The 25,201-nt window shown below is 65.2% G+C and carries 19 protein-coding genes and 3 pseudogenes; 8 read left to right on the top strand and 14 right to left on the bottom strand.

The genetic code is table 11. The annotated features are described in order from the left end of the window. The first annotated feature begins 9 nt into the window (after positions 1–9). Complete coding sequence (locus MSIMFI_RS25600; RefSeq protein WP_191499692.1) at positions 10–1,416, top strand: cytochrome P450; 1,407 nt, start codon at positions 10–12, stop codon at positions 1,414–1,416. Then, complete coding sequence (locus tag MSIMFI_RS25595) at positions 1,413–2,897, top strand: flavin-containing monooxygenase (protein ID WP_191499691.1); 1,485 nt, start codon at positions 1,413–1,415, stop codon at positions 2,895–2,897. The genes MSIMFI_RS25600 and MSIMFI_RS25595 overlap by 4 nt, the downstream gene beginning before the upstream one ends. Here the strand turns inward: MSIMFI_RS25595 and MSIMFI_RS25590 are convergent. Beyond that, entirely contained in the window at positions 2,894–3,976 is a 1,083-nt protein-coding gene (locus MSIMFI_RS25590; RefSeq protein WP_263597446.1) for an alpha/beta fold hydrolase, read from the bottom strand. The two genes, MSIMFI_RS25595 and MSIMFI_RS25590, sit on opposite strands and share 4 nt — an antisense overlap. Positions 3,977–4,438: 462 nt before the next feature. On the opposite strand from MSIMFI_RS25590, the gene MSIMFI_RS25585 reads away from it, so the two are divergent. Further along, a complete protein-coding gene (locus MSIMFI_RS25585; protein ID WP_191499690.1) occupies positions 4,439–6,547 on the top strand; it encodes a PPE family protein in 2,109 nt (702 codons plus the stop codon). A 16-nt stretch (positions 6,548–6,563) separates the two neighbouring features. Next, the gene (locus tag MSIMFI_RS25580; protein ID WP_191499689.1) at positions 6,564–7,133 is read left to right on the top strand and encodes a pyridoxamine 5'-phosphate oxidase family protein; all 570 of its coding nucleotides are present in this window, start codon (positions 6,564–6,566) and stop codon (positions 7,131–7,133) included. A gap of 6 nt (positions 7,134–7,139) precedes the next feature. Here MSIMFI_RS25580 and metK read toward each other — a convergent pair whose 3' ends face one another. From metK to pyrR, 13 genes and pseudogenes are all read right to left on the bottom strand, one after another. Beyond that, positions 7,140–8,351, bottom strand: coding sequence for a methionine adenosyltransferase (gene metK / locus MSIMFI_RS25575; RefSeq protein WP_186242775.1), 1,212 nt, complete (start codon positions 8,349–8,351; stop codon positions 7,140–7,142). 128 nt (positions 8,352–8,479) lie between these two features. Continuing rightward, positions 8,480–9,733, bottom strand: a complete 1,254-nt coding sequence (coaBC, locus tag MSIMFI_RS25570) for a bifunctional phosphopantothenoylcysteine decarboxylase/phosphopantothenate--cysteine ligase CoaBC (protein WP_191499688.1) — start codon at positions 9,731–9,733, stop codon at positions 8,480–8,482. A gap of 20 nt (positions 9,734–9,753) precedes the next feature. Continuing rightward, on the bottom strand, positions 9,754–10,077 hold the full coding sequence (gene rpoZ, locus MSIMFI_RS25565) for a DNA-directed RNA polymerase subunit omega (RefSeq protein ID WP_085252079.1): 324 nt from the start codon (positions 10,075–10,077) through the stop codon (positions 9,754–9,756). A 52-nt stretch (positions 10,078–10,129) separates the two neighbouring features. Then, positions 10,130–10,753 carry a guanylate kinase gene (gmk, locus tag MSIMFI_RS25560; RefSeq protein ID WP_191499847.1) on the bottom strand — a complete coding sequence of 208 codons (624 nt, stop codon included), beginning with the start codon at positions 10,751–10,753 and terminating at the stop codon, positions 10,130–10,132. Then, entirely contained in the window at positions 10,738–11,055 is a 318-nt protein-coding gene (gene mihF / locus MSIMFI_RS25555; protein WP_003407240.1) for an integration host factor, actinobacterial type, read from the bottom strand. Before mihF ends, gmk begins: the two co-directional genes overlap by 16 nt. Before the next feature lie 402 nt (positions 11,056–11,457). After that, the gene (gene pyrF, locus MSIMFI_RS25550) at positions 11,458–12,291 is read right to left on the bottom strand and encodes an orotidine-5'-phosphate decarboxylase (protein WP_191499687.1); all 834 of its coding nucleotides are present in this window, start codon (positions 12,289–12,291) and stop codon (positions 11,458–11,460) included. After that, a pseudogene (gene carB / locus MSIMFI_RS25545) lies at positions 12,288–14,987 on the bottom strand (carbamoyl-phosphate synthase large subunit); the annotation flags it as partial. The gene pyrF and the pseudogene carB, both read right to left, overlap by 4 nt. A gap of 130 nt (positions 14,988–15,117) precedes the next feature. Beyond that, positions 15,118–15,717: pseudogene (locus MSIMFI_RS29085) on the bottom strand (carbamoyl phosphate synthase preATP-grasp domain-containing protein); the annotation flags it as partial. An 82-nt stretch (positions 15,718–15,799) separates the two neighbouring features. Further along, positions 15,800–16,927, bottom strand: a complete 1,128-nt coding sequence (carA, locus tag MSIMFI_RS25535; protein ID WP_191499686.1) for a glutamine-hydrolyzing carbamoyl-phosphate synthase small subunit — start codon at positions 16,925–16,927, stop codon at positions 15,800–15,802. Between the two features lie 97 nt (positions 16,928–17,024). Beyond that, entirely contained in the window at positions 17,025–17,522 is a 498-nt protein-coding gene (locus MSIMFI_RS25530; protein ID WP_191499685.1) for a PH-like domain-containing protein, read from the bottom strand. Between the two features lie 261 nt (positions 17,523–17,783). Then, the gene (locus MSIMFI_RS25525) at positions 17,784–19,076 is read right to left on the bottom strand and encodes a dihydroorotase (protein ID WP_191499684.1); all 1,293 of its coding nucleotides are present in this window, start codon (positions 19,074–19,076) and stop codon (positions 17,784–17,786) included. Further along, positions 19,073–20,041 carry an aspartate carbamoyltransferase catalytic subunit gene (locus tag MSIMFI_RS25520; RefSeq protein WP_191499683.1) on the bottom strand — a complete coding sequence of 323 codons (969 nt, stop codon included), beginning with the start codon at positions 20,039–20,041 and terminating at the stop codon, positions 19,073–19,075. The genes MSIMFI_RS25525 and MSIMFI_RS25520 overlap by 4 nt, the downstream gene beginning before the upstream one ends. Then, entirely contained in the window at positions 20,038–20,619 is a 582-nt protein-coding gene (pyrR, locus tag MSIMFI_RS25515) for a bifunctional pyr operon transcriptional regulator/uracil phosphoribosyltransferase PyrR (protein ID WP_191499682.1), read from the bottom strand. The genes MSIMFI_RS25520 and pyrR overlap by 4 nt, the downstream gene beginning before the upstream one ends. 137 nt (positions 20,620–20,756) lie before the next feature. On the opposite strand from pyrR, the gene MSIMFI_RS25510 reads away from it, so the two are divergent. The 4 genes and pseudogenes from MSIMFI_RS25510 to MSIMFI_RS25495 all read left to right on the top strand — a co-directional run bounded on the left by MSIMFI_RS25510 (position 20,757) and on the right by MSIMFI_RS25495 (position 25,167). Then, positions 20,757–22,046 carry an HNH endonuclease gene (locus MSIMFI_RS25510; RefSeq protein ID WP_191499681.1) on the top strand — a complete coding sequence of 430 codons (1,290 nt, stop codon included), beginning with the start codon at positions 20,757–20,759 and terminating at the stop codon, positions 22,044–22,046. 10 nt (positions 22,047–22,056) lie between these two features. Further along, on the top strand, positions 22,057–22,692 hold the full coding sequence (locus tag MSIMFI_RS25505; RefSeq protein ID WP_191499680.1) for a class I SAM-dependent methyltransferase: 636 nt from the start codon (positions 22,057–22,059) through the stop codon (positions 22,690–22,692). Positions 22,693–22,721: 29 nt separating this feature from the next. Next, entirely contained in the window at positions 22,722–23,930 is a 1,209-nt protein-coding gene (locus tag MSIMFI_RS25500) for a serine hydrolase domain-containing protein (protein ID WP_191499679.1), read from the top strand. Between the two features lie 190 nt (positions 23,931–24,120). Continuing rightward, positions 24,121–25,167: pseudogene (locus MSIMFI_RS25495) on the top strand (FAD-dependent monooxygenase). Positions 25,168–25,201 lie beyond the last annotated feature (34 nt).

The raw sequence follows: 25,201 nt of genomic DNA, 5'->3' as shown, positions 1-25,201 counted from the left end.
AGTGAAGGCATGGCCACTCTGACCGCCGAGCGGCCCCTGCGGGGACCGGCCAGACGGCTGAGCACCTGGACTATGACTAAGGAAGCGCTCACCATCGGATTCGACACTGGCGATGGCTTCCTGGGCCGGCTGCGCGGCACGGATATCGCCCGATTTCGTTGTGGCGGGAGGCGTTTCGTCTCGATCGGCCATCCCGACTACGTCGACCATGTGCTGCATGAGGCGCGGTTGAAATACGTCAAGTCCGACGAATACGGGCCGATCCGGGCCGCGGCCGGTCTGAACCTGCTCACCGACGAGGGCGATTCGTGGGCGTGCCACCGCGGCGTGCTGAACCCGACATTCGCCCGGCGGCACCTCAACGGGCTGGTCGACCTGATGATCGACCCGATCACCGACGTCACTGCCGCTTTGCCGGCCGGCCCACCCACCGGGGGCGTGCAGTTCGACATGCACGAGACGATGGTCGAGGCAACCTTGCGTGTTGTCGCCAATGCCCTGTTCAGCCAGGACTTCGGACCACTGGTGCAGAGCATGAACGATCTGGCGACCCGAGGACTGCGGCGTGCGGAAAAGCTGGAGCGACTCGGACTGTGGGGTCTGATGCCGCAACCGGTCTACGACGCGCTGGTCTGGTGCACCTATTCGGGTGTGCACCTGCCGCCACCATTGCGGGAAATGCAAGAAATCACGCTGACGCTCGACCGCGCGGTCCACTCGGTGATCGATCAGCGCCTCGCGCACCCGACTGACGCCAATGACCTACTCAATGTGTTGCTGCGCGCCGACGGCGGCTCGTGGCCACGTCAGCGAGTCCGTGACGAGGCGCTGACGTTCATGCTTGCGGGTCATGAGACCACCGCGAACGCCATGTCGTGGTTCTGGTATCTGATGGCGGTCAACCGCGATGTCCGCGACCGGATGGTGGCCGAGGTGGACGACGTGTTGGGAAGGCGCCGTCCGACCGCTGACGACCTGGGGAAGCTCCCGTGGACGACCGCCTGTGTGCAGGAGTCGCAGCGCTACTTTTCCTCGGTGTGGATTATCGCGCGCGAGGCCATCGACGAGGACGACATCGATGGACACCACATTCGTGGCGGCACCACCGTCGTCATCCCCATCCACCACATCCACCACGACCCGCGCTGGTGGCCCGAACCGGATAGATTCGATCCGCACCGATTCCTCGGCGCAGGCCCCAAGAGCCGTCCGCGCTCGGCATATCTGCCGTTCGGCGGTGGTAGACGCAGCTGCATCGGGCAAAGCTTTGCCCTGATGGAAATGGTGCTGATGGCGGCAATCATGAGTCAGCACTTCATCTTTGACCTAGCGCCCGATCACCCCGTCGAACTCGAGGCGACGCTTACCCTGCGTCCCAAGCGCGGACTGCACCTCGTAGGAAGGAAGCGCCGATGACAGCCCGGCCCGATTACCAGATCCTGATCGTCGGCGCCGGATTCTCCGGGATCGGGGCGGCAATCAAACTCGACCAGGCGGGTTTTCACGATTACTTGATAGTCGAAGCGGGCGACGGAGTCGGCGGCACGTGGTATTGGAACACCTATCCCGGTATCGCAGTGGACATTCCGTCGTTTTCCTATCAGTTCTCGTTTGAGCAGAGCACCGGCTGGTCGCGAACCTACGCCCCGGGTCACGAGCTCAAGGCGTACGCCGAACACTGCGTCGACAAGTACGGCATCAGGTCCCGAATCCGGTTCAACACCAAGGTCCTTGCCGCCGAGTTCGACGAACCAAACCAGCTATGGCGGCTGCAAGCAGACCCCGGCGGCGAAATCACCGCAAGGTTCGTGATCAACGCCAGCGGCGTTCTGACGGTTCCCAAGTTGCCCGACATCGACGGTGTCGACTCCTTCGACGGCGTGACCATGCACACCGCGCGCTGGGATCACACTCAAGACCTGACCGGTAAGCGCGTTGCGATCATCGGCACCGGCGCCTCGGCGGTGCAAGTCATCCCCGAGATCGCGCCAATTGTCGGTCACCTCACCGTGTTTCAGCGCACCCCGATCTGGTGCTTCCCCAAGCTGGACGTCCCACTGCCCGCACCGGTGCGCTGGGCGATGCGAATTCCGGGCGGCAAAGCCGTCCATCGCTGGCTCAGCCAAGCCTTCGTCGAACTGACCTTCCCTATCGCGGCGCAATACTTCAAGGTGTTTCCGCTGGCGCGGTGGATGGCGTCGGCAGGCCGGCGCTATCTGCGCCAACAGGTCAGCGATCCGGCGGTGCGTGACCAACTCACCCCGCGCTATGCCGTCGGCTGCAAGCGGCCAGGCTTCCACAACACCTATCTGGCCACGTTCAATCGCGACAATGTGCGACTCGTCACCGAGCCGATCAGCAAGGTCACACCTACCGCGGTGGCTACCACCGACGGCACAAGCCACGAGGTGGACGTGCTGGTGCTGGCGACGGGCTTCAAGGTGCTCGACACCGACGACGTTCTTACCTACCCCGTGATCGGAACCGGCGGCCGGTCCTTGAGCCGGTTCTGGGACGAGCATCGAACGCAGGCCTACGAAGGCGTCAGCATTCCCGGTTATCCCAACTTCTTCGCGGTCTTCGGACCGTACGGGTATGTGGGGTCGTCGTACTTCGCGCTCATCGAAACGCAGACCCACCACATCGTCCGTTGCTTGAAGCGGGCCCGGCGCGACGCCGCAACCCGCGTGGAGGTCACCGAGGAAGCCAACTCCCGCTATTTCGCGGAGGTGATGCGCCGGCGATACCGTCAGGTCTTCTGGCAGGACAGTTGCCGGCTGTCCAACAGCTACTACTTCGACAAGAACGGCGACGTTCCGCTTCGTCCCACCACGACTGTCGAAGCCTATTGGCGCAGTAGACGTTTCGATCTCGACGATTACCGATTCACGGCCTAGCCACTGGTAGCTATGTGGCAACGCAGCCTGGGAAGGCTATAGCGCCGCCAAGTCGTGTCGAGTACGGCGCACAGCAGGCGGCCGGGCAGCCACGCTGGGGTGTCGAAGGTGATGCGATAGTCCAGACGTGTTCCGCCACCTGGCATGTCGGTGAGTTCGACACGTCCGAGATGATTGCGGACTGGGCCGCGCACGGTGCGGTATTCGATCAGCCGAGGTGGCCGATAGGTAACGATTTCTTCTTGGATTGGCCAGATCCCCAGCACTCGCTGCGCTCGGACCGAGCGCAGGCCGTCGGGGTCGGCGGGGTCCACGCCGTCACGCACTCGCCGCTGGCGGACCGGCCACAACGTCGACCATTGGTGGCTGAGGACTTCAAAGAGTTTCTCGGCTGGTGCGTCGAGTTCGACGGTGTAATGCAGCCTTGGACAAATTGGTCGGCCCGCCGAACCGGCGACGGTGTCCGCCGATGCCGTTTCATCGGTCCGGGCGGTAAGCCAGTCAACCAGGAACGGGAACACGTCCGTGGTGGCGACGGGATGCAGCAGCGGTGATTCGTGCGAATGATTGCGGGCAAATCCGTAGCGCCGTGCGGCCAATTGCACCCGCCCGTCGATGCTGGCGAACGGCCGTGCCAGCCGGTCGCAGCGGGTGGCCGGCGCGATGACGTCGCGCGGACCGGTGAACGCCAGCAGCGGCAAGTCGACCGCATTCAGCGTCGCCGAAAGCTGGCCGCAGGCACGCTCGGCGGCGCCCCACGAGATCGCGTCTTCGAGGGCGGCGACCGGCTCGTCTTCCGGCCCCAGCCGGAACCGCCGCGCTGGGAACAGGCCATCCCACCTGCGCGCCCGCACTGTCGCGGCGACGAATGGATTGGCCAGCAACGGGATATCGACGGCTGAGTTGACCAACACCAGTCCGGCGATCTGCGATTGCTGCATCGTCTCAGCGGCTGCGCGGGCAAGTGCCACACCGCCGAACGAATGACCGACCCAAAACGCCGTTTGGCCGGACTCTTCGGCGACAAGCCTCTGGACGGCCGGCAGATCGACCGAGACCAGCTCCTCCCACCCATCCATGCGTCGAACCCGGCGCCGGCCAGAGTCTCTGCCAATCCACCCCCGCCCGGCCACAGATACAGTCGGCGGTTGTCGAACATCCCGGGAACGAGTACCACCGGCACCCCACAACCCGCGCCGCATGCGCCGCCCGGACCGACCCGCGTCACGCGGAACCTCCCCCCGTCCGCAACGGTCAGCACCGTCACCTGCAAACGGCGTCGGGCGTGCTCGTCGCAAGTCCACACAATCGGCATAGGATGCTCCGCCATCGCTTCCCTTGGTCGAAATGTCTGTACTCGGCGATCAACGCTGGAACCGATTGCCATGCATAACACACCGTGGCGAGCCCATCGATCTGGGCCGTTACCTGGAAGCGACTGTGCACTTTGACCAGGGTTTCGCGAAACGCCTTCGCCGGCTTCGATTCTTCGTACGATTCTGTGCTTGTCACTCAACGCGCCATCGGAAGGCTATCGGGGCATGAATTTCACAATGTTGGCTCCTGAGGTCAACTCTGGACTGATTTGGGCAGGCCCGGGGACCGCTCCAATGCTGGCGACGGCGGCCGCCTGGGACACGCTGGCCGGTGAATTAGACTCGGCTGCAAGTTCTTTCGGTTCGATGATCTCGGGTTTGACGGACCAGGCGTGGCAGGGCCCGGCGGCGCAGGCGATGACTGGCGTGGCGAAATCGTATGCCACCTGGCTACGAGCGACGGCGGCTCAAGCCGAGCAGGCGTCGAGCCAAGCCAAAGCCGTAGCGGCTGTGTTTGACTCCGCACGCGCGGCAACGGTACATCCGCTGGCGGTGGCGGCCAATCGCTCGCAGTTGGTGTCGTTGGTGGTCTCGAACCTGTTTGGTCAAAACGCTCCGGCGATCGCGGCCGTCGAGGCCACCTACGACGAGATGTGGGCCCAGGATGTGGTCGCGATGTCTGCCTATTACGCAGAAGCGTCCGATGCGGTCGCGTCGTTGACCCCGTGGGGCGCTGCCGCGTCACAAGGTATCTACATCTACGTGCCCTTCCTCGACGGCACCATCAACCTGACCCTCGGCAATGTCGGCGCACTCAATCTGGGCCTCGGCAATATCGGCGACCTGAACCTGGGCAGCGGAAACATCGGCAGCTACAACCTGGGCACCGGCAATTTCGGCAATCTCAACCTGGGCAGCGGAAATGGAAGCTCAGGGCACGGACTATCGGGCGCCCAACTCCCGGGAAACTTCAACCTGGGTAGCGGCAACATTGGCAGCTTCAACCTGGGCAGCGGCAACATTGGCAGCACAAACCTGGGCAGCGGAAACACGGGCGACACCAACTTTGGCCTGGGCAACATCGGCGGCACAAACCTCGGCGGCGGAAACAATGGCAGCCAGAACTTTGGCTCCGGCAACACCGGCAGCATGAATCTGGGCAGCGGAAACACCGGTGATGCAAACTTTGGCCTCGGCAATACCGGCAACGCAAACTTCGGCAGTGGAAATACGGGCTTCGACAACTTCGGCGGCGGTAACCTTGGCAACGCGAATGTCGGGTATGGAAACCTGGGTAGCAATAACATCGGCTTTGGGAACAAGGGCAACAACAACATCGGCTTCGGGTTGGTCGGCGACAATCAGGTCGGCATAAATTTCAACGCTCTCAATAGCGGTAACGGAAACATCGGTCTGTTCAACTCCGGCGACAACAACATCGGTTTCTTCAACTCCGGTAACGAAAACTGGGGCATCGCGAACTCGGGCCACGGCGTTGGACCGCTGAGCCTCGAATTCGCCACCTCGGGCGTCTACAACACGGGTATCGGGAGCTCGGGCTACCTCAACACGGGTCTTGGAATGTCCGGCAGCTATAACACCGGCGCCTTCGACTCGGGCATGACGAACACGGGCTTCTTCAACTCGGGTGCCACCAACACGGGCCTGTTCAACTCCGGCGACACCAACACCGGCCTGTTCAACTCCGGCGACACCAACACGGGCCTGTTCAACTCGGGCTCCATAAACTTCGGCAGCTTCAATGGCGGCAATATCAACTCGGGCGGTTTCAACTCGGGCGACATCAACAGCGGCTACGCAAACTCGGGAGGCGTGAATACCGGCTTCCTCAACGGGGGCAATCTGAACACCGGCCCGGCCAGCCCCTTCAACCAAGCCGTCGTAAATTCCGGCTTTTCTAACTCCGGCTCAGGCTTTGGCCATGGGGGCGTCAACCAATCTGGCTTCGCAAATCAAGGCTTCAATAACTCCGGCATCGATTCCGGCGACAACATTATTCAGACCCTTAATGGCGAAACTTTCGTTGGCACCATCAACTCCTCCGGCTTCGAAAACCACGGCAACTATGGATCCGGATTCCTGAACGCGGGTGCCTATAGCTCGGGCTTCAGAAACACGGGCCCCACATACATCGGCCCGGCCTACATGTCAGGCTTCGTCAACAGCTCCGGACAGTTCATCTCAGGCCTCTTCAACGCGGCCACGATCACAGCGGGCGTCACGGAAACCTTTAACTCAGGCATCGGGAACCTGGGCAACCAGGTTTCGGGACTCTTCAACGCGCAGAACCAGGAGTCCGGTTTCTTCCACTGACGGCTACGCTCACAGGATGGCGAAGGAGTTTTCGCGTATCGACGAGTCGCTGCGGGAGTTCATTCAGGCGCAGGCCATGTTCTTCGTTGCGACCGCACCTTCGCAAGGGGGCCGAGTCAACCTCTCCCCCAAGGGATATCGCGACACCTTCGTTGTGCTGGACGAGCATACGGTCGCCTACCTCGACCTGTTCGGCAGCGGCGCGGAAACCATCGCACACCTGCGGGACAACGGTCGGATCACCATCATGTTCTGCTCGTTCACCCGCAACTCGCGGATCTTGAGGCTGAGCGGAACTGGCCGAGCGGTGCGCCCGGACAGCGCCGAATTCAGCCGCATTAGAACGCATTTCGCAACCCTGCACCCCGGTGTCCGGGCCGCCATCGTGGTCGACGTCGTGCGGATCGCCGACGCCTGCGGTTACGCGGTGCCGTATTACGAGCTGGTCGACGAACGGCCGGTGCTCGACGCGTATCTCACCAAGGCGGACGACGAAGCCTACGTTCGCCTGGTCGAGCGCAACCGCCACAGCATCGACGGTCTACCCGCCGTGGACGCCGACCACCCACTGCCACCCGCCATTTAGGGCCAACTAAATGGCGCGCTTGAGGTCGTCGACCTTGTCCAGCTTCTCCCAGGGCAGTTCGACGTCGGTGCGACCGAAATGCCCATAGGCGGCCGTCTGCGCGTAGATGGGCTGCAACAGGCTGAGGTCACGGATGATCGCGCCGGGCCGCAGATCGAACACCTCACCGATGGCCTTCTCGATCTTGACCGGGTCTTCAGTCTCGGTGCCGAATGTCTCGACGAACAGGCCGACCGGGGCGGCTTTGCCGATGGCGTAGGCCACCTGGACCTCGACCCGTTCCGCGAGCCCGGCTGCGACGACGTTTTTGGCCACCCAGCGCATCGCGTACGCCGCTGAGCGGTCCACCTTGGACGGATCCTTGCCGGAGAATGCGCCGCCGCCGTGGCGGGCCCAACCGCCATAAGTGTCGACGATGATCTTGCGGCCGGTTAGCCCGGCGTCGCCCATCGGCCCGCCGAGGACAAACTTGCCAGTCGGGTTCACCAGCACCCGCGTCGACGACGAGTCCAGGGTGTCGTGCGCAAGGTCCGCGAGCACCGTCTTGAGCACGTGCTCACGGATGTCGGGGTCCAGCGTCTTCTCTAGGTCAATACCGTCGGCGTGCTGGGTGGAGACGACCACGGTGTCCAACCGAACCGGGACGTTGTCCTCATAGGCGATGGTCACCTGTGTCTTGCCGTCGGGCCGCAGGTACGGCAGCACGCCGTTCTTGCGGACCTCGGTCAGCCGCCGCGACAGCCGGTGGGCCAGCGCGATCGGGAGCGGCATCAGTTCCGGGGTGTCGTTGATCGCGTAGCCGAACATCAGGCCCTGGTCACCTGCGCCCTGAGAGTCCAGCGGATCAGCCGCGCCCTCGACTCGCGCCTCGTGCGCGGTGTCCACGCCTTGGGCGATGTCGGGTGATTGCGCGCCGATGCCGATGTTCACCCCGCACGACGCCCCATCGAAGCCCTTTTCCGACGAGTCATAGCCGATCTCGAGAATTCGCCGGCGGACGGTGTTGGTGATATCGGCGAATGCCGCCTTCGCGTTCGTCGTCACCTCACCCACGACGTGGACCTGCCCGGTAGTGACCAGCGTCTCGACCGCGACACGTGAGCGCGGATCCTCCGCGAGAAGCGCGTCGAGGACCGAGTCGCTGATCGCGTCGCAGATCTTGTCGGGATGTCCCTCTGTCACCGACTCACTGGTAAACAGCCGACCCTTTACGCTCACTATCCCTATCCTTCCAATAATTAGTAAGCCGAATTATATCCTCTGGCAATAATCCCCGCCCGTCCATTCGGGCAAGGGATCGTCCAGCACCTGTCCAGGAGCCTTACAGACCTAGGCCCGCTGAGTCGCTACCCGCTCCCGCCATCCAGGAACGCCACGATAGCGTCAACGATACGGCTCGCCATCAGGGTCTTCGACCCATGCTGCAGCGCCGACTCGGTTCCATCGGATGCCAGCAGCCAGCCGTCGTTGCTGTCTACTTCGAAGGCCCTGCCGTCGCCCACGGCGTTGACGACCAGTAGATCGCAGCCCTTGCGTTGCAGTTTCTCGCGGGCATGAAACAGCACGTCACCGTTGGCATCGCCGGTCTCAGCCGCGAAACCGACGATGGCCCGCATGTTGGGCAGCTGGCCGTGTGCACGGGCCTGCACGGCGCCGGCCAGCACATCGTCGTTGCGCACAAGCTCGATGGTCGGCGGCCCCTCGGCACCCTTCTTGATCTTTGCGGTGGCAACCTGTGCCGGCCTGAAGTCGGCAACGGCTGCGGCCATCACCAGCACGTCCACCTCGGGAGCGTGCTTGGACACCGCGTCGGCGAGTTGCTGCGCCGAGCTGACATGCACCACATTGACACCCGCCGGGTCGATGAGCCCCGCGGTATGCCCGGCGATCAGCGTGACCTCGGCGCCACGCTGTGCGGCCACCCGCGCGACCGCGTAGCCCTGCTTACCGGAGCTGCGGTTGCCGATGAAGCGCACCGGATCGATCGCCTCGCGCGTGCCGCCGGCGGTCACCAGCATCTTGCGGCCCGCAAGGTCGTAGGGCAGGGCGTCGTGGCGCTCCAGCAGCAGGTGCGCGAGCGTGGTGATCTCCTCGGCCTCAGGCAGCCGACCAGCCCCGCTGTCGGCGCCGGTGAGCCGCCCGGATGCGGGCTCGAGGACTACCGCGCCGCGGCGGCGCAAAACGGCGACGTTGTCGACGGTAGCCGGGTGCAACCACATCTCGGTGTGCATCGCTGGCGCGAACATCACCGGACATCGGGCCGTCAGCAGGGTAGCGGTCAACAGATCGTCCGCCCGGCCAGCCACGGCCCGGGCAAGCAGGTCGGCCGTGGCAGGTGCCACCACCACCAGGTCAGCCAGCTGGCCGAGGTGGACGTGCGGGACCTCCGGCACGTCGTCGAAGACACCGGTGCGCACCGGCTCACCCGAAAGCGCCTCGAAGGTCGCGGCTCCGACGAAGCGCAGCGCGGACTCGGTGGGGATTACCCGGACGTGATGGCCGGCCTCAGTGAGCTGACGGACAACGGTGCAGGCCTTGTAGGCCGCGATACCCCCGGAGACGCCGACTATGACCCGTTTGGGGATCCGCTTGCTGTCCACAGCGCGCCCGGCCCTGCCCGTTACTCGCCCTCGGTGTGTTCGAGCAGGTCGGCGTGGATCTCGCGCATCGCGATGGACAGCGGCTTTTCTTGCAGCCCAGGCTCGACCAGCGGGCCGACGTATTCGAGGATGCCCTCGCCGAGCTGGTTGTAGTAGTCGTTGATCTGCCGGGCCCGCTTCGCCGCGTAGATGACCAGGGCGTACTTGCTCGAGACGCGGTCCAGCAGCTCGTCGATCGGCGGGTTGGTGATGCCCAGTGGTGTGTCGTAGGCGCCCAGCCCACCTGCGGAGGGATCGAACTGATCCAGGGCGGCTAACGACGCGTCTGACTGCGGAATAGTCACTTCAGAATTTCTCCCGGCTGCGCAGAGCTGCTTAGAAGGGGCGGCTCAAAGGTTAAGAACTCGATAGGTTGCTCACCAGCAAGGATACCAATTCGGCGCACGCAGACTCTAATCGACTGTTCACCACGACCTCGTCGAAGTCGCCTTGGGCTGCCATTTCGATGCGTGCGGTGTCCAGACGGCGACGGATGACGTCTGGTGTCTCAGTGCCGCGACCGACCAGCCTGGCCTCCAGGTCCTCCCAACTGGGCGGCGCCAGGAACACGGTGATGGCCTCCGGCATGGCGTTCTTGATCGCCCTGGCGCCGGCCAGGTCGACTTCGATGAGCACCGGAACTCCGGACGCGGTGGCGGCCCGCACCGGCTCGGCCAGGGTGCCCGATCGGTGCAGCCCGCCATGGATTTCCGCCCACTCCAGCAGCTCGCCCCGGTCGATCAATTCTTGGAAACGACCAGGACTTACGAAGTGGTAGTCGACGCCGTCGACCTCCCCGGCCCGCGGCACCCGCGTCGTCGCCGAAACGCTGAAATGCAGCTTCGGGATCCGCTCACGCAGACACCGGACCACTGTCGACTTGCCGACCGCGGAGGGACCGGACAGGACGACCACACGTCCTGTGCCGGGTCCCCCGCTCACTGGTGCTTGATCGCCGGCCGGGGTTAGGCGGAGCCGAATTTTTCCAGCAGGGCCTTGCGCTGACGGTCGCCGAGGCCGCGCAAACGGCGCGTCGGCGCGATTTCCAGCTCGGTCATGATTTCCTGCGCCTTGACCTTGCCCACCTTCGGCAACGCCTCAAGCAGCGCAGACACTTTCATCTTGCCCAAAACTTCGTCGCTCTCGGCGTCCTTGAGCACCTGGGTGAGGTTGGTGCCGCCGCGCTTGAGCCGATCCTTGAGCTCTGCTCTCGCTCGACGTGCGGCAGCAGCCTTCTCCAACGCGGCCGCGCGCTGCTCGTCGGTCAACTGGGGAAGGGCCACGATTCCTCCGTCTCTCATCGATAACAATCGATATTTGTTTGTCTCGGCCGGTACTCCAGCCAGCGCAGACGACCGTACCCACGCTTTAGAACGAAATCTAACCCGACCCCCCCGTTTCGGGGACATTTGTCCAGCGTGGGCGCGGCGTGTGCCGCCGGCCAGCGGTCCGTCAAGCGACATTGACAGGGGCAGGATGGCTTACCGTGGCATGCCCCCGATGCGCCGGTTACGGACCCAAATAACCGCCTCTAGCAGCGGTTTTGTGGTGTCGAGCCGGCTCACCTTCGACGATGCCGGTCAGTTGGGGTGCCCAGCAGCAGACATCGACTGGCCGCAGTGCCGCGGATCACGCATTTTCGTCGCAGTTCGCGCGTGTCGCACCCGTCACACGCAGTTCGGCCCCTACACCGCCGACAGGTAGGCAACGGCGTCAAGCATGCGCTCGCCCGCCGCGCGCAGCTCCGACAACATGGGACCGGCCCGTAAGACTTCCCGTGAGACGGCGGGCAGCAGCTGGCCCGGCGCCGCGCCGCCCAGACCGGCCAGCGCGTCGGGCCGACCACCTTGGGCACCCACACCGGGCACCAACACCGGTCCAGCCAGGGCACTGAGATCGGGCGGATCGATCACCGTTGCCCCGACCACGACGCCTACAGAGCCGAAGCATCCGGGCTCGGGTTGCGTCGCCGCGTTGGCAGCCGCGACGTGGTCGACGATGAGCTGGGCCACCGTGCGGCCGTCGGCGTCGGCACGTTGCACGGTCGCGCCCTCCGGGTTGGACGTCGCCGCCAGCACGAACACCCCTCGGTCGTGTGCCGCGGCGACCTCCAGCAGCGGCCGCAACGAGCCGAAGCCCAGATAGGGCGACGCCGTCACGGCGTCGGCTGCCAGCGGAGAGTCACCCGCCCAGGCCGCCGCGTAGGCGGCCATGGTTGATCCGATGTCCCCACGCTTTGCGTCGGCCAGCACCAGCACCCCGTTGCCTTGCAGCGCGGCGATGGTGCGTTCCAGCACCGCGAAGCCGGCGGTGCCATAGGCCTCGAAAAACGCCACCTGCGGTTTGACGACAGCGAAACCGGCGAACGCCGCAACGCATACGTCGCAGAAGGTGGCCAAACCGTCGGCGGTGGTCGGCAGGTTCCAAGCCCGCAACAACTCGGGGTGCGGATCGATGCCCAGGCACAGCGGCCCGCGGCGCGACTTCGCCTCGGCCAGCCGCACGCCGAAGCTGGTCACCGCTGTGCACTCCGGGGACCGATCGCGCGGTGCAGCTCTTGCAGCGACCGCACCCCAATGTCGCCGCGGATCCCCGCTTCGATGCCCTGAACCGCGGCAGAGGCACCCTGCACCGTGGTGACGCAGGGGATGTTGACCGCTACCGCAGCCGACCGGATCTCGTAGCCGTCGATCCGCGGACCGGAGTTGCCGTATGGGGTATTGATTACCATGTCGATCTCACCGGCTCGGATTGCATCCACAGACGACACCACGGGACGGCCTGCCTGCGGTGACTCAAAATGCTTGCGAACCTCGTCGCACGGAATTCCATTGCGGCGCAGCATCTCCGCGGTCCCCTCGGTCGCGAGAACACGAAAACCCAGGTCTGCCAGCCGTTTGACCGGAAAAACCAATGATCGCTTGTCCCGGTTGGCAACTGAGACGAACACCGTGCCCTGCGCCGGCAGCGAGCCGTAGGCCGCGGTCTGGCTCTTAGCGAACGCGCTGCCGAAATCGCGGTCGATCCCCATCACCTCGCCCGTCGATTTCATCTCCGGACCCAGCAGCGAGTCGATCGCCGCCCCATCGGCGCTCCGAAACCGGTGGAACGGCAACACCGCCTCCTTGACCGCGATCGGGGCGTCCGGGGCCGCGCTGGCACCGTCTCCGGACGCCACCAGCATTCCCTCGTCGCGAAGCGCAGATATGCTGGCGCCCAACATTATCCGTGCACACGCTTTAGCGAGCGGAATTGCGGTTGCCTTGGAAACGAACGGCACCGTGCGGCTGGCGCGTGGATTGGCCTCCAGCACGTAGAGCACATCGTCTTTCAGCGCATACTGCACATTGAGCAGGCCCACCACACCGATACCGTGTGCGATGGCCTCGGTAGCCTTGCGTACCTTCTCAATGTCGCTGCGCCCCAGCGTGACCGGCGGCAAAGCGCAGGCCGAGTCACCGGAGTGGATACCGGCCTCCTCGATGTGCTCCATGATCCCGCCGATGTATACCTCGGTGCCGTCGCAAAGTGCGTCGACATCGATCTCGACCGCATCTTCGAGGAAGCGGTCGACGAGCACCGGATGTTCCGGCGACAGCTGGGTGGCACGCGTGATGTAGGCCCTCAGCGTCTCCTCGTCGTAAACGATCTCCATGCCGCGACCGCCCAGCACATATGACGGCCGCACCAGCACCGGATAGCCGATCTCGTCTGCGATGCGGCGTGCTTGCGCGAAAGTTGTTGCGGTGCCGTACTTAGGAGCCGGCAATCCCGCGGCGGTCAGCACGTCGCCGAATGCGCCCCGGTCCTCGGCCAGGTCGATGGCCTCGGGTGGGGTTCCGACGATCGGAACACCCGCGTCGGCGAGGCGCTGCGCCAGCCCGAGCGGCGTCTGGCCGCCGAGTTGCACAATGACGCCGACCACGCCGGGGCCACCGTGACCCGACTGCGCTTCGGCATGGAACACCTCGAGGACGTCTTCGAATGTCAGCGGTTCGAAGTACAGCCGGTCCGCGGTGTCGTAGTCGGTGGACACGGTCTCCGGGTTGCAGTTGATCATGACGGTCTCAAAACCCGCCTGCGACAACGTTGTTGCGGCATGCACACAGCTGTAGTCGAATTCGATTCCCTGACCGATCCGATTGGGGCCGGACCCCAGGATCAGCACCTTTGGCTTCTCGGTCTGCGGCGCTACTTCGGTCTCGGCGGCCGGATCGAGCTCGTAGCTGCTGTAGTGGTAGGGCGTCTTGGCCTCGAACTCGGCCGCGCAGGTGTCCACGGTTTTGTACACCGGGTGGATGCCCAATCGCTCGCGCAGCGACCGCACACCGCCTTCCCCGGCCAATTCCGGCCGCAGCGCCGCAATCTGGCGGTCGGACAATCCGCTGTGCTTGGCGTGCCGCAGCAGGTCGGCATCAAGCACCGGCGCATCGACGAGTTCGGTACGCAGCGTGCCGAGTTCGTTGATCTGCGCGACGAACCACGGGTCGACGCCACTCGCCTCGGCCACCTGTTCCACAGACGCGCCGAGCCGCAGCGCCAGTTCGATGTCATACAACCGGCCTTCGGTCGGGGTCCGCAGCCGCGTCAGGATGGCGGCGACGCCATCTTCCGGGCCCTCCGGGTCCGGGGCCGTCCAGAAGCCGGCGCGGCCGGTCTCCAGCGACCGCATCACCTTACCCAATGCTTCGACAAAGTTGCGGCCCAACGACATTGCTTCGCCGACCGATTTCATCGTGGTGGTCAGTGTGGGATCGGCACCGGGGAATTTTTCGAACGCGAACCGCGGCGCCTTCACCACGACGTAGTCCAACGTGGGTTCGAAGCAGGCCGGCGTTTCCTTGGTGATGTCATTGAGGATCTCGTCCAGTGTGTACCCGACGGCCAGCTTGGCCGCGATCTTGGCGATCGGGAAACCGGTGGCCTTGGACGCCAGCGCACTGGAGCGGGATACCCGCGGGTTCATCTCGATGACGATGAGCCGGCCGTCGCGTGGGTTGATCGCGAATTGGATGTTGCAGCCGCCGGTGTCCACGCCGACCTCGCGCAGGATCGCGATGCCCAGATCCCGCATCCGCTGATATTCCCGGTCGGTGAGCGTCATGGCGGGTGCGACGGTGACCGAGTCACCGGTGTGCACGCCCATCGGGTCGACGTTCTCGATCGAGCACACCACCACCACGTTGTCGTGGCCGTCGCGCATCAGCTCGAGTGCTCTTTTACACAACTCCCAGCCCCCGAGACAGGGAGAAAAATCGTATGGCGGCTTCTGGTTGGAAAAAAAAAAAAAAAGAAGGAAGAGGAGCGGAGGGACAGAGAGGGTGAGAGTGAGAAAGCAAGAGAGGGCCGGCGCCGGCCATCCGGTCCACCTCCTCGGCGGAGTGCGCCATGCCCGAGCCCAGCCCGCCCATGGTGAAGCTTGGCCGGACCACAACCGGAAGGCCGAGGTCCTCGACCGTTTCGCGCACCTCGTCCATGGTGAAACACACTCGGCTGCGTGCGGATTCACCGCCAACCTTGGCGACGATGTCTTTGAATCGCTGCCGGTCCTCGCCGCGCTGGATGGCCTCGAAATCGGCGCCGATCAGCTCGACTCCGTATTTCTCCAGGGTGCCGTTCTCGTACAGCGCGACGGCGGTGTTGAGCGCGGTCTGCCCACCCAGTGTGGCCAGCAGAGCGTCAATCCTGTTGCCGCGCTCGGCCTGCTGGGCGATCACCCGCTCGACGAAGGCCGGCGTGATCGGCTCGACATAGGTGTGGTCGGCGAACTCCGGGTCGGTCATGATGGTGGCCGGGTTGGAGTTGACCAGGCTGACCTGTAGTCCCTCGGCACGCAGCACCCGGCACGCCTGGGTGCCGGAATAGTCGAACTCGCAGGCCTGCCCGATGACGATCGGCCCGGAGCCGATCACAAGGACGTGGTGCAAGTCGGTGCGACGCGGCACTAGCGACCCCCTTTCTGGGCGCGAGGGTGCGCAGTTGTACACGGTTTACGGCGTGTCGCCGTGCAGACACGCACGCTCGACGTCATTTGTGGGCCGCCATCAAGTCGACGAACTGGTCGAACAGGTACTCCGCATCGTGGGGGCCGGCGGCGGCCTCAGGATGGTACTGCACCGAAAACGCCCGTCCGTCAGCGAGTCTGACACCTTCCACCACTCCGTCGTTCGCGCAGGTGTGGCTGACAGCGGCCGGGCCGAACGGCGTGTCGAATCGCTGACCCGCCTCTCCTTCCAGCGCAAAGCCGTGATTCTGGGCGGTTACCGCGACCCGCCCGGTGGCGTGGTCAATGACTGGAATGTTGATGCCACGGTGACCGAACACCATCTTGTAAGTCGATAGCCCCAGTGCGCGGCCCAGGATCTGGTTGCCGAAACAGATGCCGAACAACGGAATTCCGGCGCCCAGCACCTCCCGGGTGAGGGCGACGATGTGGTCGGCGGTGGCCGGGTCGCCGGGCCCGTTGGACAGGAACACACCGTGTGGCTTGATGTCGGCGATTTGCTCGAAGGTGGCGGATGCCGGTAGCACATGGCTACGTATCCCACGCCGGGCGAAGTTGCGCGGCGTGTTGGTCTTGATCCCGAGGTCCAGTGCCGCCACTGTAAACCTCGAAACGCCCGGCGGCCCTTCGGGTTCGACAATATAGGTTTCGGAGGTGCTGACCTCGCCGGCCAGATCGGCGCCCAGCATCGGCTGTTGGGACCGCACCCGCTCGAGCAACTCGGCAGGGTCGACCAGCGCAGCCCCGGAGAACACCCCAGCCTTCATCGAGCCGCGACTGCGCAAGTGGCGCACCACGGCCCGGGTATCGACGCCGGCTATCCCGACGATGCGCTGGCGGATGAGTTCCTCCTCCAGCGTTCCGGGGGCGCGCCAGTTGGAGGCGCGCGGCGATGGGTCACGCACCGCGTAGCCGGCGACCCAGATCTTGTCGCCGCGACTTTCGGCGTCCTCTCCGTTCCAGCCGGTGTTGCCGATCTGGGGTGCAGTGGCGACTACGATCTGGCGGTGATAACTGGGGTCGGTCAGCGTTTCCTGGTAGCCCGACATGCCGGTGCTGAACACCGCTTCCCCGAGCGTCTGGCCTATCTCTCCGAACGGCTTTCCGGTGAAGATTCGGCCGTCCTCGAGTACCAGCAGCGCTTTACTCATGAGCGCCACTCCTCGCCCCCGCAAGCGGCGGGGTACGTCCCACTTGTGGGGGCATCCCCCGCATCGCTCTTTCGCCCTGCATCGTCTCCGGCGCGACTCACGCGGCCTCCTGTAGCCAATCCGAATACTCGTCGCGGTTGTTCGCCCGAAACCCGGTGTCGATCTCGGCGCCCGACGGCAACCGCCACCGGATCACCAGGATCCCGTAGCGGGCCACCACCTTGCCGGCAATGCCGCGTTCCATGCGGATCGCGGAGATCGACTCCGCGGGAATCCAAATCGGCTGAGCCCGTAAGCGTTCCACCATGATCCCCTCGGGATAGCGGGTGAGCACCGCCTTGCTGCGGTAGCCAAGGTCGCCTGCGGTGACTCGTTCGTTCCACTCTGGCGCCAGCGTGCAGCCGCAGTAGAGCCCGCGGGTGGTGACGCCGGCCGAGCCTAGGGTGTCGGGCGCGTCGGGCAGGGTCCCGATCAGCTCCTCCTGCCGCTGGGAACGGCGCCGCCAGCCCCGCATCATCAGCTGGATCATCACCGCGATTACCACCACCAGCACCGCTGCGAAGATCAGCGACCCCACCAGCGTGCCAGTGTTCATGCGCGCCGCTCCTCCTCATCGCTTCGCTCTGCATCGTCGCCGGCGCGGTTCATGCGCGCCGCTCCTCCTCATCGCTTCGCTCTGCATCGTCGCCGGCGCGGTTCATGCGCGCCGCTCCTCCTCATCGCTTCGCTCTGCATCGTCGCCGGCGCGGTTCATGCGCGCCGCTCCTCCTCATCGCTTCGCTCTGCATCGTCGCCGGCGCGGTTCATGCGCGCCGCTCCTCCTCATCGCTTCGCTCTGCATCGTCGCCGGCGCGGTTCATGCCGGGCTCTTCCCGTCTCGGGCGGTGACCGTCCCACGCAGCAGAGTGGCAGTCACGGTGGCGGGCAGGGTCATCGACTCGTACGGCGTGTTGGCTGAGCGGCTGGCCAGATCGGTCCCAGCGACAGTCCAGGTGGCGTCGGGGTCCACGACGGTCAGGTTAGCCGGCTCCCCCACCTCCAGCGGCCGGCCATGATCGGGCAGTCCGACGATGCGGGCAGGGTTCTCACTCATTACCCGGGCCACACCGCGCCAGGTCAACAGCCCCGGTGCCACCATCGTCTGCACCACCACAGACAACGCGGTCTGCAAGCCCAGCATGCCTGGGCGCGCCGCGCAGAACTCGACGCATTTCTCGTGCTCTGCGTGGGGCGCATGGTCGGTGGCCACACAGTCGATGATTCCGTCGGCTAGCGCTTTGCGCAGCGCGATCGCGTCGGCGGCCTCGCGCAGCGGGGGGTTGACCCGGTTCACCCCGTCATAGCCGGCCAATCTGCTGTCGTCGAGCAAAAGGTGATGCGGGGTGACCTCGGCGGTGATCGAAACACCTTGCCCCTTAGCCCATTTCAGAAGTTCGACGGTGCCCGCCGTCGAGGCGTGGCAGATGTGCACCCGGGCGCCGGCATCGCGGGCCAGCAGCGCGTCGCGAGCGACGATCGATTCCTCGGCGGCTCTGGGCCATCCGGCAAGCCCCAGCCTGGCGGCTGCGGGGCCCTCGTGCGCGACCGCGCCGACGGTCAGCCGCGGTTCCTCGGCGTGCTGAGCGATCAGCACCCCTAGGCCCTTTGCGTATTCCAGGGCGCGGCGCATCACCAGCGGGTCATGGACACAGATGCCGTCGTCGGAGAACATCCGCACCTGGGCGGCACCGGCAGCCATCATGCCCATTTCGGTGAGCTCGGATCCGCCAAGTCCGACCGTGACTGCACCGACCGGATGCACGTCGACGAGGCCGACCTGCTGGCCGCGATGCCAAACGTGGTCGGTGACCACCGGGCTGTCGGCGACCGGGTTGGTGTTGGCCATCGCGAACACCGCGGTGTAGCCGCCCAAGGCCGCTGCCGCTGAACCTGTTTCGATGTCCTCGGCGTATTCGCGGCCCGGTTCGCGCAGGTGGGTGTGCAGGTCGACAAACCCGGGCAGCAGCACGTGTCCCGTGGCGTCGATGACGTCGGCGGTGTCCGGGATATCGAGCTTAGGGCCGATTTCGGCGATCTGCCCGTCGTCCACCAGGACATCGACACGGTCGCCTTCGCCGTAGGGACGCACACCACGGATCAGCACGCTCATGCCGCCCCCTCTTTTCCGGCCGACTCGGTCCCGACCAGAACATGGAACAGCACCGCCATCCGCACATGCACCCCGTTCGAAACCTGTTGCAGCACAGCTGATTGCGAGGAGTCCGCAACCGAAGAGGAGATCTCCATGCCGCGAACCATCGGACCTGGGTGCAGGACCACGGCATGGCCGGGAAGCATCGCCTGACGCCGATCGGAAAGGCCGTAACGCACCGAGTACTCGCGCGCTGACGGGAAGAAGCCACCGTTCATCCGCTCTGCCTGCACCCGAAGCATCAAAACCGCATCCGCGGCGGGCAGCTCGGCGTCAAAGTCATAGGAGACGGTGGCCGGCCAGCCGTCGACCCCGACCGGCAGCAGCGTCGGCGGCGCCACCAGCACCACCTCGGCGCCCAGGGTGTGCAGCAGCATGACGTTGGAGCGGGCCACCCGGCTGTGCAGGATGTCGCCAACGATCACGATGCGCCGACCTTCGATGCCGCCCAGCCGCTGTCGGATGGTCAGCGCGTCCAACAGCGCCTGCGTCGGATGCTCATGGGTGCCGTCGCCGGCATTGATCACCGACGGAGCAGAGTCATCGCCTGCCTTCGCGGGCGACGTCCAGTCGGCCAGCAGATGCGCGGCACCCGACGCGGGATGCCGGATGATCAGCGCGTCAGCGCCGGCCGCACGCAGGGTACGTGCCGTGTCGCGCAGCGACTCCCCTTTGCCCACCGACGATCCGGTGGCACTGACGTTGATGACGTCGGCGCTCATCCACTTACCAGCCACCTCGAACGACACCCGGGTGCGGGTCGAGTTCTCGTAGAACATCGTGATGACCGTGCGGCCGCGCAGCGTGGGCAGCTTCTTGATCTCGCGACCCACCAGAGCCTGGGCAAACCGGTCGGCGTCATCGAGGATTGCGATGGCGTCGTCGCGGCTCAAGTCGCCGGCGGTCAGCAGATGTCGGCTCACGAGACACCTTCCCGGGTGATCACCACGCCGTCGCAGCCATCGGACTCGTGCAGCAGCACGTGCACGCTTTCGCTGCGGGAGGTGGGCACGTTCTTGCCCACATAGTCGGCGCGCACCGGCAATTCGCGATGGCCGCGGTCGACCAGCACGGCCAATTGCACCACCCGCGGCCGGCCCACGTCGCGCAGCGCGTCGAGGGCGGATCGCACCGAGCGCCCTGAGTACAGCACGTCGTCGACGAAGATCACCAGCGCGTCGTCGATGCCGCCGGCCGGGATCGCCGTCGCCTCCAAGGGCCGCGGCGGCTTAATCATCAGGTCGTCGCGGTACAGGGTGATGTCCAGGGCACCATGGCCGACCTCGACGTCGATATATTCGGCGATTTTGGTGGCCAAACGACTGGCCAGGATCACGCCACGAGTTGGGATGCCCAGCAGCACGACCCGCGGCGCGTCGGGACTGTCTAATGCGGTCTTCTCGATGATCTGGTGCGCCATCCGGGAAATGGTGCGTCCGACGTCAGCCGCGGACATCAATTCTCGGGATTCCGGGCCAAAGGCGGGACCAATACGAGACATCGCTTTTTCAGAGACCTCCTTCTCCGCCTCTCTGGACGGATCGTTAAAGGATGTCGACTGCCCGGCAGCGTAGCATTTCCGCCCTTCCGTGTTGTGTCGCGGTCCACGTGTCGGCGGCTACGTCTACTATCGAAAGTATGTTCGAATTGGGCAGGCTAGCGGAGCTAGATCCCCTTGCCGACGAGGCGGCGCTGATAGCGCGAATCGCCGAGTTGGAGCGGATGAAGGCTGCGGCCGCCGCAGGTCAGGCGCGGGCGTCCGCAGCGCTCGACGCGCTGCGGCGCTCGAATGAAGCCGACGCCGGAATGCCGGCGGCCCAGCGTGGCGGCGGGGTGGCCAGTGAGATCGCGCTGGCCCGACAAGATTCTCCAGCTCGGGGTGGCAGGCATCTCGGATTCGCGAAGGCGCTGGTATACGAGATGCCGCACACATTGGCCGCGCTGGAGACCGGGCTGCTGTCGGAATGGCGGGCCACGCTGATCGTGCGGGAATCGGCTTGCTTGGACGTTGAGGATCGCCGCGCACTAGACGCCGAGCTATGCGCCGACGGGTCGAGGTTATGCGGGATGGGCAATGCGCGGATCGCAGCAACGGCCCGCGCGATTGCCTACAGACTCAATGCCCAGGCGGTGGTGGATCGCGCCGCCAAGGCGGAATCCGAGCGCACGGTCACGATTCGACCGGCTCCCGACACGATGACCTGGGTGACGGCGTTGCTTCCGGTGGCGCAAGGTGTGGCCGTGTATGCAGCACTGAGGCGGGCCGCCGACACCACATTCGATGACCGCACTCGTGGCCAGGTGATGGCAGACACATTGGTCGAGCGTGTCACCGGACGACGCGCCGATGTCGCCGAACCGGTTGCGGTCAATCTGGTCATCTCCGATGAAACGCTGCTGGGTCACGGCGATACCCCGGCGGTCGTTGACGGATATGGCCCGATCCCCGCAGCCGTGGCCCGTAACCTCGTCAGCGACGCCGTCGCCGATACCCGGTCAGGAGCCACGCTGCGCCGGCTCTACCGTCACCCCCGGTCGGGGGCGTTGGTGGCCATGGAATCACGGTCGCGCTGCTTCCCGAAGGGACTGGCCGCTTTCATCGGGTTGCGCGATCAGGGCTGCCGCACCCCCTACTGTGACGCCCCAATCCGCCACCGTGACCACGCCCAGCCGCATCATCTCGGCGGTCCGACCACCGCGGCAAACGGACTCGGATCGTGCGAGCGATGTAATTACGTCAAGGAATCGCCCGGCTGGCATGTCAGCACCACGACAGACGAGACAGGTTGGCACAAAGCCGAATTCACGACACCCACCGGTATGTGCTACCACTCCACCGCGCCACCACTACCCGGGTCGTTCGAGATATACGTCAGTGAGGTAGAGACCAGGATCGGCGTCGCACTCGCCCAACCTCACGCGGCCTAAGCTGGCGAGCATGACAGGTATTGATTTCGACGCCCTCTATCGCGGCGAGAGCCCTGGTGAAGGCCTGCCTCCGGTGACGACACCGCCCTGGGATACCAAGGCGCCCAAGGAGAATGTCATCGGATGGCAGGCCAAGGGCTGGATCAACGGCGACGTTCTCGACATCGGCTGCGGGCTTGGCGACAACGCGGTCTACCTGGCCAAGAACGGATACCAGGTGACCGCACTCGACATCTCGCCGACCGCGCTGATCACCGCCGAACGGCGGGCCAAGGACGCCGGAGTCGATGTGAAATTCGCAGTGGCCGACTCGACCAAGCTTGAGGGCTACACCGACGCATTCGACACCGTCATCGACAGCGGGATGTTTCATTGCCTCGACGACGACGGCAAGCGCAGCTACGCCACCGCGGTACACCGCGCCACCAGGCCAGGTGCCACCTTGCTGCTCAGCTGCTTCTGCGACGCCAACCCGCCAAACGAGGAGTTCCCCTTACCGGTGGTGCCTGAAGAGACGGTTCGCGACGTCCTCGGCGACGCGGGCTGGGACATCGAGTCGCTCGAGCCGGCCACGGTGCGCCGCGAACTGGAGGGCACCGAAGTCGAGCTGGCGTTCTGGTATGTCCGCGCGCAGCGGCACGATTAACTGGCGCGTGCCCAGCTAACCTCTACCTGGTGGGCCTTGAAGGCAACCAGACGTCGATTCGCGCGGTCTGTGACGCCGGCCTGCTCCCAGGCGCCGTGACCATGGTCTGGCAGCGCGGAAAGGTCTTGCAGGTCAATGAGATCGGTTACCGCGACGTCGGCGCGGGCCTGCCGATGACCAGGGACACGCTGTTTCGGATCGCATCGATGAGCAAGCCGGTCACGGTGGCAGCCGCCATGACCCTGGTCGACGAGGGCAAGCTGGCGCTGCGCGATCCAATCGCACGCTGGGTCCCTGAACTCGCCCAGATGGCGGTGCTCGACGACCCGCACGGACCGCTGGACCGGACCCATCCGGCGCACGGCGCGATCCTGGTCGAGGACCTCCTCACCCATACCAGTGGACTTGCCTACGCCTTCTCGGTGTCCGGGCCAATCTCGCGGGCATATATGCGCCTGCCGTTCGACCAGGGTTCCGACGCCTGGCTCGCCGAGCTAGGCGCGCTGCCGTTGGTACACCAACCCGGTGACCGGGTGACCTACAGCCACGCCATCGATGTGCTGGGGGTCATTTTGTCCCGCATCGAAGACAAGCCGTTCTACCAGGTGCTCGACGAGCGAGTGCTGGGCCCGGCGGCCATGACCGACACGGGCTTCTTTATGCCGGTCGAAGCCCAACGGCGCGCCGCGACCATGTACCGTCACGACGAGCAAGACCGGTTGCGGCACGACGTGATGGGGCCGCCGCACGTCACGCCGCCGTCGTTCTGCAATGCCGGCGGAGGGTTGTGGTCCAGCGCCGACGACTACCTGCGGTTCGTGCGGATGCTGCTGGGCGACGGGTCGGTCGACGGTGTACGGGTGCTATCACCTGAGTCGGTGCGCCTGATGCGCACCGACCGGCTCACCGACGAACAGAAGCGGCATAACTTCCTAGGGTCGCCGTTCTGGGTTGGCCGCGGGTTCGGCTTGAACCTGTCGGTGGTGACCGATCCGGCGAAGTCGGCCCCGTTGTTCGGTCCCGGCGGTGTCGGGACGTTCAGCTGGCCCGGGGCGTATGGGACGTGGTGGCAAGCGGACCCGTCCGCGGACCTGATCCTGCTGTATCTGATTCAGTTTTGTCCTGATCTGTCCGTGAACGAGGCCGAGGCAGTCGCGGCTAACCCCGCATTGGCGAAGCTGCGGACGGCACAACCGCGGTTCGTCCGCCACACGTATCGCGCGCTCGGGCTTATGTGACCAAGCACCCACCAGATGACCGGACCACGGTACTCCTGCGCCCGGCCGTGCTCGACGACGCTGACGCATTGTTCGAACGCATCGGCAGCCACGCCTGCCAGCGGCCTGTGTATCCCACGAGTGGGCGCCATCTTCGTGGTCTCGCCGGAAAACCCCTGACGTCCACCAAGGGGACATTAGGGTAAGGCGCGTGGCAAAGCCGACCGTTCTGATCAGCGGCGCGGGCATCGCCGGACCCGCGCTTGCGTTCTGGCTCAGCCGCAGCGGATATCAGGTGGTGGTGGTCGAGCTTGCCGATGGCATCCGCCCGGGCGGCCAAACCGTCGACCTACGTGGCGCCGGGCGGGCGATCGTCGAGCGGATGGGGCTACTTGACGACATGCGTGACCGCAGCCTCGAACAGCGCGGCGTCGCCTGGGTGAAAGCCGACGGGCGGCGCCGGGCCGAGATGCCGGTGGCGGCCTTCCACGGCAACGGCGTGGTCAGCCAGCTCGAGATCCTGCGCGGCGACCTGGCCGACGTGCTCTACCGGGCGACCGCCTCCGACGTCGAGTACCGATTCGGCACCGTGGTTCACCGCTCCCGATACCGTCGGACTCGACGGTTGGTACCTGATGTACCAGGCGCCCGGTGGGCTGAACGCGTCGATGCGCCCATCGCATGACGCGGCAATCGCCAAGGCGGGGCTCGCATTTCGATCGGAGCCACTGCACTACGACCGCGGCGATCTCGGCGCCCAGCGCAATCTGCTGGCCGCTCGCTTCGACGGTGCCGGATGGCATTGCGACGCCCTGCTTGCCGCCGCCCGCCAGGCGGACGACTTCTATTTCGACGCGTTCACCCAGGTCCACATGGACCGGTGGTCGTCCGGGCGCGTCGTGCTGGTCGGTGACGCCGGCTACTGTGCGTCGCCGCTGAGCGGAATGGGCACCAGCCTGGCCCTGGTGGGGCCTATGTGCTGGCCGGCGAGCTGGTTCAGGGCACCGACATCCCGGCCGCGCTGGACCGCTACCAGAAGGTGATGCGGCCCTATGTCGACAGATGCCAGAAGCTGCCCAACAGCATCGACGGCTATGTTCCGAAATCCGCGTCGGATATCCGCATGACGGCGTTGGTGATGAAATACATGCAACGCTGGCCGTTTCGGCCGTTCGCCGAGCGGAAATGGTTCACCACCGCCGAGGCCGTCGACCTGCCCGACTACCCGGCCGCGCGATCCGGCACCTGGCGCGCGTAACGACCCTATTCTGGGAGAGCCGGAAACTTTGGTC

Source organism: Mycobacterium simulans, from assembly GCF_900232995.1.
GTDB classification, from domain to species: domain Bacteria; phylum Actinomycetota; class Actinomycetes; order Mycobacteriales; family Mycobacteriaceae; genus Mycobacterium; species Mycobacterium simulans.
Note: the sequence above shows the minus strand (reverse complement) of the source record. Positions and strands in the feature narration are given on the sequence as shown.

What these genes read in the sequence shown, in the direction of transcription:
- MSIMFI_RS25600 (WP_191499692.1), top strand. Translation starts at nt 10, where the DNA reads ATGGCCACTCTGACCGCCGAGCGGCCCCTGCGGGGACCGGCCAGACGG.
- MSIMFI_RS25595 (WP_191499691.1), top strand. Translation starts at nt 1,413, where the DNA reads ATGACAGCCCGGCCCGATTACCAGATCCTGATCGTCGGCGCCGGATTC.
- MSIMFI_RS25590 (WP_263597446.1), bottom strand. Translation starts at nt 3,976, where the DNA reads ATGGATGGGTGGGAGGAGCTGGTCTCGGTCGATCTGCCGGCCGTCCAG.
- MSIMFI_RS25585 (WP_191499690.1), top strand. Translation starts at nt 4,439, where the DNA reads ATGAATTTCACAATGTTGGCTCCTGAGGTCAACTCTGGACTGATTTGG.
- MSIMFI_RS25580 (WP_191499689.1), top strand. Translation starts at nt 6,564, where the DNA reads ATGGCGAAGGAGTTTTCGCGTATCGACGAGTCGCTGCGGGAGTTCATT.
- carA (WP_191499686.1), bottom strand. Translation starts at nt 16,927, where the DNA reads ATGAGTAAAGCGCTGCTGGTACTCGAGGACGGCCGAATCTTCACCGGA.
- MSIMFI_RS25530 (WP_191499685.1), bottom strand. Translation starts at nt 17,522, where the DNA reads ATGAACACTGGCACGCTGGTGGGGTCGCTGATCTTCGCAGCGGTGCTG.
- MSIMFI_RS25525 (WP_191499684.1), bottom strand. Translation starts at nt 19,076, where the DNA reads ATGAGCGTGCTGATCCGTGGTGTGCGTCCCTACGGCGAAGGCGACCGT.
- pyrR (WP_191499682.1), bottom strand. Translation starts at nt 20,619, where the DNA reads ATGTCTCGTATTGGTCCCGCCTTTGGCCCGGAATCCCGAGAATTGATG.
- MSIMFI_RS25510 (WP_191499681.1), top strand. Translation starts at nt 20,757, where the DNA reads ATGTTCGAATTGGGCAGGCTAGCGGAGCTAGATCCCCTTGCCGACGAG.
- MSIMFI_RS25505 (WP_191499680.1), top strand. Translation starts at nt 22,057, where the DNA reads ATGACAGGTATTGATTTCGACGCCCTCTATCGCGGCGAGAGCCCTGGT.